Source organism: Apibacter sp. B2912 (assembly GCF_009827835.1).
Classification (GTDB): domain Bacteria; phylum Bacteroidota; class Bacteroidia; order Flavobacteriales; family Weeksellaceae; genus Apibacter.
Genome location: NZ_WINV01000001.1, coordinates 593,875 through 606,296 on the forward strand (window position 1 = coordinate 593,875; position 12,422 = coordinate 606,296).

Below are 12,422 nucleotides of genomic sequence, written 5' to 3' on the forward strand. Positions count from 1 at the left end.
AGCTTCAGTTTTTTAAATTTTATTTTTTCAAAAAACTTTTTATAAGTTAATAATTTCACAGCCAAATACTAGTGAATGAAACAGTTAAATAACTAAAAATTATTAACAATTTTTTATTCCAGTCAGTAATTTTTTGAAATTTTAAATTATAATTTTTTCTTTTTGAAAATAGGAACTGTACTACAAGCCTCTCCAAACATTAAGGAAGAAGCTATAGGCTTAAGTTTTTGTATAAGTTGTAAATAAGCATTTTGTGGAACGGGTTTGCGTGAGCAGCCTTTAATAATAATTTTTTTATCATTATAATTATCCACGTCCATTTTATCTATAATTTCTGTAAATATGTCTCTTTCCAAATCCTCTAAAGTGCCGAATGATATTAACTTTGCCATTCCTGTTAAATAATTAGCAATTAATAGATATGACCAGGAAGGCACAATTGCATCAGATGTACAAGTTACTGCTACATAAGCATTTTCATACATTTTCCAATCCAATTTTGAAAGATTTTCACGAAATTCTTTTTCTCTTAAAACTAAACCTTCATATAAATAGCCTTTTAAATCAAATAGCATCCTGGGTTCTTTAGGATAAAAATCTTCTAAATCTAGTGTAATGAGTTCGCTTTTTTCGACTTTATTAATTATTTCATCCATAATTTTTAATTAAAAGTGGTATTAATTTTCATTTAGTAAATCGGGTCTTCTCTCTTGTGTATGTTTGTAAGACATTTCCTGTCTCCATTCATCTATCTTTGCAAAATTACCACTCAAAAGTATATCCGGAACTTTCAAATTTTTATACTCTTCCGGACGGGTATAAACCGGAGGTGCAAGTAAATTATCTTGAAATGAATCGTATAAGGCAGATGTTTCATCATTTAATACCCCGGGTATCAACCTAACTATGGCATCAACCAGTACACACGCTCCTAATTCTCCTCCGCTTAGTACATAATCACCAATTGATATTTCACGGGTAATATATAAATCTCGAACTCTTTGATCTACACCTTTATAATGTCCACAAAGTATGATTATATTTTCTTTTAGTGAAAGTGTATTGCAGGTTTTCTGATTTAAAGTATCGCCATCAGGAGTCATATAGATAATTTCGTCGTATGATCTTTGGGATAATAGTTGGGAAATACATTTATCAATCGGTTCAATCATTAAAACCATTCCTGCACCTCCTCCATATTGAGTATCATCAATCTGCCTATAATTTCCCTGCCCATATTCCCGTAAATCATGGAAATATAGTTGTACTAATCCTTTGTCTTGCGCCCTTTTCATAATTGATTCTTCTAAAGGACTTTTTAGTAATTTAGGCACCGCACTTATAATATCTATTCTCATACATTTTTTATTTGGCAATGATTGAAATACAAAAGTAACGTTTAATGATTAATTATATCAACCGGCGATATTAACTAAGTCTTTATTATTCTAATTTAGCTATTAAAAAAAATCTCAGTATTTTATGGCCTTTTTATTAATTCGAATATCTACATATTTTAAATTCAGCCGATTATGACCTTTGGATCATTAGAGATTTTCGTATATATACAGAAAAAAATTATATATTACAATTATAACTAATTTAAAGGATTACTGAGTATTAGAACTATATAGCTATAAATCAATTGAATTTGTTATATGGGCTAAATGATGATTTCCATGCCATGTAAATAAAGCGATTACTTGCTCATTAGCTGTCTTATAGTCCACCCACCCGATCTGTAAGGCGTATCTAACTGCGTGTCTTATAGTGGAAGTACTGCTTGTTTTAATCTTTCCGGAAAAGATTTTAATTGAGTAATCCATAAAGTTATATCTTCTTTAGATATGTTTTCAGGAATTTTAAAAGTACCTATGGGATATTTTAATTTTTCGATATTTTGTATGATCTTATCATTTAGCTAAAAAATTTCCATCGAGGTATTATGGGAACTAAAGCAAAACCTATAAACAAATATAAGCCGTTAATTGCATCAAGCTCTTCAAATCCTAACGATAAATGAAATAAAATATCTACAAATAAGGTCAAACCGAAAAGAAAAACCCCCCATTTTTTAAAATAATAGGTTCTGATCGATCCGATAATCATTACTATTCCTAAAATGATATTTAGAATAAAAAACCAAGCAGGAGCACCTGGAAAATAAATTTTCATAAAGCCAAGAATACCGAGAAAGATAGGTATAAAGCCCATAAAGCCCATGTAAATACATGAAAGAATAAAAGGTATTGATTTTTTTTCTTTTACTTCAAAATATTCTTTTGGGCGCTTTCCGAAAATTTCTTCATCACTACTCATATAGTATTATTTAGTAACTTAAGTAAATATACAACATTTATGATGGTATATAAAAAATACAGGAGGAATAATATTCCTCCTGTTCATCTAATTTATGAAGTATTTTTGATAATTTTAAAATAAAAAATCGTATCCTTTTAAGCTAAGTTTCTGATATTTTTCTTCATCAAATTTATACAATTTTGCTGATTTTCTTGACGAGGAATTATCCGTTAAACCTGTTTCTAGAATTAATTGAGAATTAACAATTTTTTTTCTAAAATTCCTTTTATCCATTTCTCGGTTTAATGCGGTTTCATACAACTTTTGTAATTGCGAAATGGTAAAATGTTCCGGTAATAGATAAAAACCTATGGGTCTTCTTTTAACTCTGCGTTTCAACCGTTCTTTTGCATAATCAATAATTTCATTATGATCAAATGCTAAGTCCGGGATTTTTGAGTATTCAACCCATTCTTCACCTCTTTCTTTAGTGTATTGCAATAGTTCATCATCTAATTTTACCGTTGCGTAGTAAGCAATGTTTACTACCCTTCCTAGTGGATTTCTAAAAACTTTTGCAAAAGCTTTTAGTTGTTCAACAAATATGTGGTCTTTTTGTGTATGTAAGAATAATAATTTTTCTACATTTGAATCAATGCCCTCATGGGCTTTCACATAAACTGAGGGAAGTCGTGGAGCTCCTTTAAAAGGTCCATTTTTTGTATCATTACTTAATAAAATACGCAGCATTTCCCCATCAAACCCAAATAAAACCAAAGATACAGAAATTGCTACTTTAAAATAAATTTCTTTTTCTTCAGGAAGCATTATTTTTATTTAAACAAAGCATCCATTAATCGGTTTTGATCATTGATGCTTTCTTCTAAAGAAATCATACTTTCTGTTCTTAATACGTCATCAATATCATCTATTTTATAAATAACATTTTTTGCATCTTCAGCATCTTTTGCGCTGATTTTACAATAAATATTGTATTTACCTGAAATTACATTAGCGGTTGTTACGTTTGGTATTGCTGCTAATTTTTCTAATACACTTTGAGTTTTGCTTGATTTGGTTAATAAAATCCCAACATAAGCTATAAAACTATAACCTAAAATATTATAATCAATATTTAAACATGTTCCTTTTATAACTCCTACATCTTCCATCTTTTTAACTCTTACGTGTATTGTCCCGGCGGATACATCCATTTTTTTTGCAATCTCGGTAAAAGGCATTCTGGTATTAATAGATAAAAATTGTAAAATTTTCTTATCAGTTTCATCTATATAAAATTTCTCTTTCATGGTAAAAAACTTTATTGTTTGTTAATTTAATTTATCTTTATTTTACAAATATATAAAATTAATCTTCAACCTATACATGTTTTTATATAAATTCTTTAAAATATAAACAAATTCGCTACTAAATGAACAATTCAGGGTATTCATTTTAAGTATAATTAATTTTATTTTTATCTTTGTTATCATATTAATTAATAATAAGATAATTTTTTTACTATTAATAATTTAGTTGTGAAAAAAATTGTAAAAGAAATAAAATTATTTTTTATAGGTAAGACACCGGAATGTAAAAAAGGTACTGCCATTTGGAAGGCTGAACTTCACGACATTATTTTTGAGTCTGATACGGTAAAAGGTAAAATATTTGACATCATTCTTCTCTTTTTCATCACTTTAAGCACTCTAATTATTATGCTGGAAAGTGTACCGGGCATTAGTTCAAAAATCGGCTTTTGGCTTTATATATTAGATTGGTGGGTTACTATTTCTTTTACCGTAGAATATATTTTAAGAGTATCCAGTGCCAAAAAGGCAAAAAAATATTCGACCAGCTTTTATGGAATTATTGATTTATTATCCATCATCCCAACCTATTTAAGTATTTTTTTCGTTCAATCGCATTATTTAGCCATCATACGAATATTAAGGCTTTTGCGAATCTTCAGGATTTTTAAAATGGGAACTTATATTGATGAAAGTAATTCTCTTTTAATTTCATTGCGACGAAGTAAACGTAAAATTTTTGTATTCTTATATTTTATCATAATTACTACGTTAATCTTAGGATCTTTAATGTATGTAATTGAAGGAGGAAGAAATCGAGAAAGTTTTTCCAGTATTCCTCAATCGATGTATTGGGCCGTAGTTACTTTGACAACTGTGGGTTATGGAGACGTAGCTCCTGTAACGGTCTTAGGTAAAATTATTGCATCGGGAATTATGATTTTAGGATATTCTATTATTTCCGTTCCGGCAGGTTTGTTATCTGCTGAATATACCAGACATAAAAAAAATCAATTAAACAGTAAAAAGTGTAATTTTTGTAATACCATAAATAATGAAGCGGATGCTATATACTGTAAGCATTGCGGTCATATTTTAAATACTCCTACTAAAAATAATGATTTAAACAGTTGATTTAAAATTTTATAATTAATCATGTTTACCGATGAATACTATATGAAGATAGCCTTACAACAAGCTAAAGAAGCTATGTATAAGGATGAAGTACCGGTGGGTGCCATTATAGTCAGTAATAACAAAATTTTAGCCAAATCATATAATTTAACTGAACTATTAGTTGATGTTACGGCTCATGCCGAAATGCAAGCTATTACTGCTGCCAGTAATTTACTGGGTGCAAAATATCTTACTGATTGTACTTTGTATGTTACCTTAGAGCCTTGTACAATGTGCGCCGGAGCTTTGTATTGGTCTCAAATAGGCAGAGTTGTTGCAGGGGCATCAGATGAAAAAAGAGGCTTTCTGTCTAAAGGATTATCTCTTCACCCTCAAACGGAATACGTATCGGGGGTTTTAAAAGATGAATGTTCTTTATTGTTAAAAAATTTTTTTTCGTCTAAAAGATAGGCTTAGTTAGTATTACATAAAGAGTTTAACTATAGAATAAACGATCATTGCTAATAATGCACTTACCGGAATAGTTAGAACCCATGCCCACAATAATTTAATGGTAATTCCCCAGCGTACGGCAGATACTCTTTTAACTAATCCTACTCCAATTATTGAACCTGTTATAGTATGGGTTGTACTTACCGGAATTCCCCAATGTTCACTAAGGAATAAGGTAATTGCACCGGATATTTCTGCTGTTACCCCTTCTAAAGGAGTTACTTTCGTAATACGAGTTCCCATTGTTTTAATAATTTTCCATCCTCCAGACATAGTTCCTAAAGCAATTGCTATAAAACTGCTTATGGGCACCCACCAATAATCGGTTGTAAAATGCTGAAATCTTTCGGCTGTCGTTAGATTAACATATTCTGCAGAATGGGCAATATTCACTTCATAGAAGATAAAGGCTGCACCAATAATTCCCATTACTTTTTGAGCATCATTACCTCCATGACCTATACTAAAAGCTGCAGAAGACACTAATTGTAATTTTTTAAACCATTTATCTGCTTTGTAAGGATTGGCATTTCTACAAATATTCATGATTATTAGTGTAATGATGGATGAAACGATCATTCCAATTATCGGTGCTATGAAAATAAATAAAATAATTGGGATAACTACGGGATAATTGACTACTGTTTCTCCTGCTTTACTGAAACCGCCAACATGAGCAACAGCTGCTCCTATAAATCCTCCTATTAATGTATGGGATGAAGAGGAGGGAATACCCGCCCACCAGGTAAATAAATTCCATATGATTGCAGCTACCAGTCCTGAAAAGATAACTTCGAGAGTAATAAAATTCTCATGAACAGATTTTGCTATCGTATTTCCTATTTTAAATTCACCTACGATATATAATGAAACAAAATAGGCAACAAAATTAAAAAATGCTGCCCACAAAACTGCCTGGAATGGCGTTAATACTTTTGTCGATACAATCGTGGCTATTGAATTTGCCGAATCGTGAAAACCATTAATATAATCAAATATTAATGCTAATATGACGATGGTTATAAGTAGAGTCATGAAAAAAGGTTATGAATATTTAACTAAAATAGATTCTATAATATTTGCTGAATCTTCACATTTGTCTGTGACATCTTCTAAATATTCTAATACATTTTTCAGTTTTATAATATCTAATACATCTCTTTTGCTTTCAAATAAATCTCCAATTTCTTTGCTAAAAAAGTCATCGGCAACATTTTCAATTCTATTGATTTCTACACATGAAGCCAATACCTCTTTGGGTTTCTTAAAGTTTCTTAGATTATAGATTGCTTTTTGCAACTCTAAAACACAGTCATGTATCAGATTTGCAAAAGTAAAATATGCCGGAATATATGGAGATTTGTACAGTAATATGTATTTACAGGATGCGAACAAGATATCAGCAATATCATCAAGTGCAGAAGTTAACTGATGTATATCTTCTCGATCAAAAGGGGTAATGAAATTTTTACCTAATTCTATAAAAATATGGTGAGACAACTTATCATTAGCATGTTCATAATCTTCCATTTTTTTATAAAATGCTTCTGTTATAGTTTCTTGTGATTTCATTCCTTCTACCATATCCTTGGACATGGCAGCCAGATTATCAACAACTTGTTCGAATAAAGTATAGAAAACCTTATCTTTTGGTTGAAATAATCTAAAAAATGCACTAATACCCATAGTTTGCTTTTTAGTTTACTTTATGTAAGCAAATATATCGAATTTTAAATTAACCTAAATATCTTTTTTTAAATTACCCGATTTTCCAGCTTATGTATTTGTTTTAGAAGCTTATCTAAAGTTATAATCTGATTAAAAATTTCTAATCTTCTTTCTTCTGATATATTCCCCGAACTTAATTCTTTAGCTAAATTTTTATTCATTTCCGCTATTCTTATCGCTTTATATTTAAGTATTACATCTTTTGTGTTTTTTGCAAGATTTTGCTCCAATGTTGGAACATATATTTCTTTGAGTTCCCAATTATTGCTTATTGAGTATTTTTTTAATAATTTTCCTACGGCAAATTCGGTGATGTCGACTTCTTTGGATTTAACAAAATATTCTCCGGTTCTCAATTGATTTTTTTCAATACCTTCCATGATTTCCAAATAAATTCTATTGTAAAAATCTACGGTAAATTGTAAATCATCTTCTTTTAAGCGGTGAACAATTTCTTCTATTACAGTAGTTTTATAGGGTTCTTCTTCTTCCACATAGTTTATTAAAATTTCATGGTCTCCATAGGATAGCATTAATTCTAAAATATCTTCTTCAATTTTATAGGTAAAATCAATTTCTTCTTGTTGAGATGTAGTTACAGGTTTTAAAGCAACTTGTTTTCTTGTATTCCGATCTCTAGAATGTATATTTGGTTGTGTTAATTGAGCCAATTCACTGAATAGAACTTGCTCCGAGATATCCAATATCCTTGAACATTCTTTTACATAAATCTCTTTTTGAATAAGATTTTTTATTAAGGCTATACTCCCAACTATATCTCTAATTAAACCGGCCTTTTTTATGGGATCGCCGTTCGTTTCTTTTAATAAAACATCTGTTTTGAATTGAATAAAATCTTTACTGTTTTCTTTAAAAAATGCTTCTATTTCATCGGCAGAATGTTTTCTTGCAAAACTATCCGGATCTTCTCCATCCGGAAACAGCAATACTTTAACATTCATTTCTTGCTCAAGAATCATATCTATGCTTCTGAATGAAGCTTTAATTCCTGCTTGATCCCCATCATATAAAACAGTAATGTTGTTGGTTAACCTTTTTATTAATCTAATTTGCTCAACAGTTAATGAAGTTCCTGAAGAGGCTACTACATTTTTAATACCATTTTGATAAAGGGATATTACATCCATATATCCTTCCACCAAATAACAATTATCTTCTTTAATGATAAAAGATTTCGCATGAAATAAACCATATAAAACTTGACTTTTATGATAGATTTCACTTTCAGGGGAATTAACATATTTAGCCGTTTTTGCATTATTTTGTAATATCCGACCTCCAAATCCCAATACTCTTCCCGAAAAACTATGAATGGGAAATAATACTCGCTCTCTAAAACGATCGAATCCTTTATCTGATCCTTCTTTAAAAATGCTTAAACCGGATTGCTCTAGTATTTCTTTTTTATACCCTTTCTCATATGCAAAATGTGTAAATGAATCCCACTCTTTCGGTGAATACCCTAATTGGAATTGTTTAATAATGTCATCCCGTATACTTCTTTCTCTAAAATATGATATTCCTATGGTATTACCTTCTTCAGTTTTCCAAAGTTGGTTTTGAAAATATTCATTGGCAACCTCTGATAATTGATATAGGCTTTCTTTGTTTAATTGTAATTCTTTTTGACTATCAGACAGTTCTTTACTGTCTTCTTCAATTTCAATATTATACTTTTTTGCCAGATAGCGTAAGGCCTCCGGATAGGTATAATGTTCTTGTTCCATTATAAAGGTAACCACATTACCGCCTTTACCGGATGAAAAATCTTTCCAAATCTGTTTGGATGGGGAAACCATAAATGAGGGCGTTTTTTCATCTACAAATGGACTTAAGCCTTTGTAATTACTCCCTGATTTTTTCAGATTTATAAAATCCGATATTACTTCTTCCACTCTTGCCGTTGAGAAAATCTTATCTATGGTCTCTTTAGAAATCATAAGTACAAAAATACGTTAATTTAAATTTCCATTTTTGAAAAAATCTTCACATATATCTTTTTAAATACAATTATATATGTATCAGTACTCAAGAGTAAAATAGAATTTTTAATGGTATAATAAAAACATTACCCTGCGCAATATCTTTAGAAATCTTATGTTTTGATGATTCTATACTATCATATAAAGATCGATTTAGATTTTATAAAATAAAAAAACACCTGATTTACATCAGGTGCTTGTTTAAACTATTTTTTCAAAACTACTTTTTTCTTGATGATTTATCTTCGTCTGAAGAATTCCATATTTTAATTTGATCTTTCAGTGAAATACCTTTAACTTCAACAAATATTCCGTCTGATAATCCTAGTTTTACATAAACTTTTTTGAATTTTCCATCAGGCTGTTGTACTTCAACGAAAGGTCTCTCTCCATCATATTGCATTAAAGCTTCTCTCATTGCTAAAATATTTTTTCTCTCACTTAATATTACTTCTGCATTGGCACTATATCCGGCGCGAATCGAAACCCCTTCCGGAATAATTATATCTGCTTTAATTTCATATTTAACAGCCCCATTTTCTTCTTTACCTTGAGGAGAAATAAAGGTTAAAATACCATTTATATCTTTGTCTTGAAGTGCTCCGATTATTATTTTTAATTTCATTCCCTCATGCATTTTCCCTGCATCTGACTCGTCCACTTTACCCTCAAATATCATTTTGCTGACATCAGCAATGCTTGCAATAGTTGTTCCTGCATTAAATGTATTGGCTTCAATCACTTGATCCCCTACTTCTACAGGTACTTCCAGTGCCTGTCCATTTGCAGTAGAACGAACTTGAATACTCGCTAAATCTTCTAATCCTGAAGTAATACCTGTTTTAGCAATATCATAATCTTTCTGTGCTTGAATTAGATTTTGATTTGCTATTTTATATTCCGTTTCAGCACTTTCATAATCCTGCTTAGAAATTACTCCTTGCTGATATAATAATTTTTGACGTTCAAAAATTCTTTTTTGATTATTTAACTTAATTTCTGCTGAATTTATATTCTGCATAGCAGTATTTACTGTAGAAACGACCGGAACCACTTTAATCGTAGCCAATAATTGTCCTACTTTTACTTCATCTCCTTCTTTAATATAAATCTCCTTGATAATCCCGGAAATATTAGGTTTGATTTCTATCTTTTCTTTGGGATTAATTTTACCGGTTGCCACAGCTTTTTGCTGAATAGTCATAGTAACCGGAGACTCTGTCTCAAACTTATCATTAGATCGTGTATTGGTTATAATTACGTACCATATACAATACAATAAAAGTGCAATAAAAGCAACAGATAAAACTATTTTAAGAACCTTATTATTCATGACAACTTTTTTCACTATAATTTGTATTATCTTAACAAATTTTGTTACGTTAAAATCACTTTTTTTAAGTATTTTTTTTTATTACTTGTTTATCTTGCCTGTAAATATATAATTCTTTTATAATTTATCTTGCATAAAATCAACACCAAACAATTGTGCTAATTCAAATTAGGATAAATTTTTCTTTTATATATTTGTTACTTGCCAATAAAAATTCTAGTCTAAATGGACTTTTCATTACCAAATAAAATTCTTGAATCTTACTGGGGGTATAAAGAATTCAGACCTCTTCAAAAAGAGATCATACTTACTATATTGGAAAGTAAAGATACTATTGCTCTTTTACCTACAGGAGCAGGAAAATCTATTTGCTATCAAATCCCCGCTCTTTTGGTTCAAGGCACTTGTATTGTTATTTCTCCATTATTGGCTCTTATAAAGGATCAAGTGTATTCATTAAAAAGGAAATTAATTCCGGCCGAGTATATTTCTTCGGATCAAACAGCAGATCAACAACTTTCCGTATTTAATAAATTGAGAAATAATGAATTGAAATTATTATATGTATCTCCGGAAAGATTGTTAAATAAAACTTTTCTAGAGATCATTAAAGATATTGAAATTTCGTTTATTGCGGTTGATGAAGCCCATTGTATTTCTGAATGGGGTAATGATTTTCGTCCATCGTATCAACAAATTATAAAATTTAGAGAATATATCGGGGTTCAAATTCCCTGCATGGCACTTACTGCAACCGCAACTGAAAAGGTCTTAATTGAAATAATAAAAAAACTCAACTTACATAATGTTCAGGTATTTAAAAGATCATTTAATAGAGAAAATCTTTCTTTACAAGTTTTAAATGCCGGAGACAAATTTGGGGAAATTGAAAGAATTTTACATAGGTATAAAGGTTCGGGAATTATTTATTGTAGAACTCGAAATGAAACTAAAACTTTGTCTGAAACCTTAAAAAGAAAGGGATTTGATGTTGAATTTTTTCATGCAGGTTTATCCCCTAGTGAAAAAATGCAAAGACAGAAAAATTGGACGGAAAGTACCAACCAAATTTTAATTTCAACTAATGCTTTTGGAATGGGAATAGATAAGAAAGACGTTCGTGTGATCATTCATCTTTCTCCTCCTTATTCATTAGAAAACTATTATCAGGAAGTTGGTCGTGCAGGAAGGGACGGACTTTTATCACATACATTTTTATTGTGGAATGAATCGGAACTTTCAGATATATACTCGTCACTCATACAAACTATATCTTCAAAATCTGAATATGAAAAAATTATCCGTTATTTATATTCAATGTTTTGTATTGTTCCTAATGAGTTACCTGATACAATTTTTGATTTCGACTTGAAATTATTTCAACAACGTACAAAAATTAATAAAAGTAAGATTATACCTATTTTAGAATTTCTTCATAATAGCTCAGTTCTTCAATGGAAATATGAGCCTTCAGATAGTCTGCTTAAAATTAACTTTCCTATAGAAAGACTTGACACTAATTTTTACGGCAATGATTCCTTTTTATTTGAAAAAATTGCCAGAAAAATAACAGGTGTTTTTTCTTATCAAATAAAATTTGATGAAAAAAAATTAGCCGACAGCCTTTTAATTCCTCTTTCCGTATTACACTCCAAATTCATTAAATATAACCAATCAAGTGATATTTCTTACGTTGATGGTAATAAGCAAAAAATTTACTTTTTAGAACCACGAAACGATCAAAAACTTTTAGTAAACTTTTGGAAAGAATTTCAACATATACAACAAAATAAATTAGTTAAATATAAAGAATTGGAATTTTTTATCAGAAATTCAAAATATTGCAGGATGAAATTAATCCTTGGATATTTTGGTGAAAAAACCAATCAAACATGCGGTAAGTGTGATGTATGTTGTAAATCCAAATTAGATGAACAATCTTATCTGAAAGATATTTTATCTTATATAAAAGAACAGCCTAGAAGCAGAGAAGATATTTATGCCGAATTTAGGAATGTTTCTTTTGAAAAAATTCATGAATGCTTACAAGATCTAATTTCAGAAAATAAAATTAAAGCATTAAATTTTAACACCTATTCGGCTTAATATTTGTCTTAT

At 29.8% G+C, this 12,422-nt stretch carries 13 protein-coding genes; 3 read left to right on the forward strand and 10 right to left on the reverse strand.

Annotated elements, in window-relative coordinates:
* Positions 1–146: 146 nt before the first annotated feature.
* From GFV01_RS02735 to GFV01_RS02760, 6 genes are all read right to left on the reverse strand, one after another.
* Positions 147–656: a DUF2480 family protein gene (locus GFV01_RS02735; RefSeq protein WP_185150312.1), complete on the reverse strand. Its 510-nt coding sequence runs from the start codon at positions 654–656 to the stop codon at positions 147–149.
* 21 nt (positions 657–677) lie between these two features.
* Positions 678–1,358 (reverse strand): tRNA (guanosine(37)-N1)-methyltransferase TrmD, encoded by a 681-nt coding sequence (gene trmD, locus GFV01_RS02740; protein WP_160564626.1) that lies wholly within the window; start codon positions 1,356–1,358, stop codon positions 678–680.
* Between the two features lie 276 nt (positions 1,359–1,634).
* A complete protein-coding gene (locus tag GFV01_RS02745) occupies positions 1,635–1,826 on the reverse strand; it encodes a hypothetical protein (RefSeq protein WP_185150313.1) in 192 nt (63 codons plus the stop codon).
* Between the two features lie 91 nt (positions 1,827–1,917).
* The gene (locus GFV01_RS02750; protein WP_160564628.1) at positions 1,918–2,319 is read right to left on the reverse strand and encodes a hypothetical protein; all 402 of its coding nucleotides are present in this window, start codon (positions 2,317–2,319) and stop codon (positions 1,918–1,920) included.
* A gap of 114 nt (positions 2,320–2,433) precedes the next feature.
* A complete protein-coding gene (locus tag GFV01_RS02755; protein ID WP_160564630.1) occupies positions 2,434–3,129 on the reverse strand; it encodes an NUDIX hydrolase in 696 nt (231 codons plus the stop codon).
* A gap of 5 nt (positions 3,130–3,134) precedes the next feature.
* Entirely contained in the window at positions 3,135–3,611 is a 477-nt protein-coding gene (locus GFV01_RS02760) for an Lrp/AsnC family transcriptional regulator (RefSeq protein WP_105296768.1), read from the reverse strand.
* Between the two features lie 228 nt (positions 3,612–3,839).
* On the opposite strand from GFV01_RS02760, the gene GFV01_RS02765 reads away from it, so the two are divergent.
* Together GFV01_RS02765 and GFV01_RS02770 are read left to right on the forward strand one after the other, a co-directional pair.
* Positions 3,840–4,745: an ion transporter gene (locus GFV01_RS02765; protein WP_370513721.1), complete on the forward strand. Its 906-nt coding sequence runs from the start codon at positions 3,840–3,842 to the stop codon at positions 4,743–4,745.
* A gap of 21 nt (positions 4,746–4,766) precedes the next feature.
* On the forward strand, positions 4,767–5,198 hold the full coding sequence (locus GFV01_RS02770) for a nucleoside deaminase (protein ID WP_160564632.1): 432 nt from the start codon (positions 4,767–4,769) through the stop codon (positions 5,196–5,198).
* Between the two features lie 12 nt (positions 5,199–5,210).
* Here GFV01_RS02770 and GFV01_RS02775 read toward each other — a convergent pair whose 3' ends face one another.
* From GFV01_RS02775 to GFV01_RS02790, 4 genes are all read right to left on the reverse strand, one after another.
* Positions 5,211–6,275 carry an inorganic phosphate transporter gene (locus tag GFV01_RS02775; protein WP_160564633.1) on the reverse strand — a complete coding sequence of 355 codons (1,065 nt, stop codon included), beginning with the start codon at positions 6,273–6,275 and terminating at the stop codon, positions 5,211–5,213.
* 9 nt (positions 6,276–6,284) lie between these two features.
* A complete protein-coding gene (locus GFV01_RS02780; protein ID WP_105296771.1) occupies positions 6,285–6,926 on the reverse strand; it encodes a DUF47 domain-containing protein in 642 nt (213 codons plus the stop codon).
* A 68-nt stretch (positions 6,927–6,994) separates the two neighbouring features.
* Positions 6,995–8,929 (reverse strand): DNA primase, encoded by a 1,935-nt coding sequence (gene dnaG, locus GFV01_RS02785; RefSeq protein WP_160564635.1) that lies wholly within the window; start codon positions 8,927–8,929, stop codon positions 6,995–6,997.
* 262 nt (positions 8,930–9,191) lie between these two features.
* Positions 9,192–10,304 carry an efflux RND transporter periplasmic adaptor subunit gene (locus tag GFV01_RS02790; protein WP_160564637.1) on the reverse strand — a complete coding sequence of 371 codons (1,113 nt, stop codon included), beginning with the start codon at positions 10,302–10,304 and terminating at the stop codon, positions 9,192–9,194.
* A 225-nt stretch (positions 10,305–10,529) separates the two neighbouring features.
* Between GFV01_RS02790 and GFV01_RS02795 the strand changes: the two genes are divergently transcribed.
* On the forward strand, positions 10,530–12,410 hold the full coding sequence (locus GFV01_RS02795) for an ATP-dependent DNA helicase RecQ (RefSeq protein WP_160564639.1): 1,881 nt from the start codon (positions 10,530–10,532) through the stop codon (positions 12,408–12,410).
* Positions 12,411–12,422 lie beyond the last annotated feature (12 nt).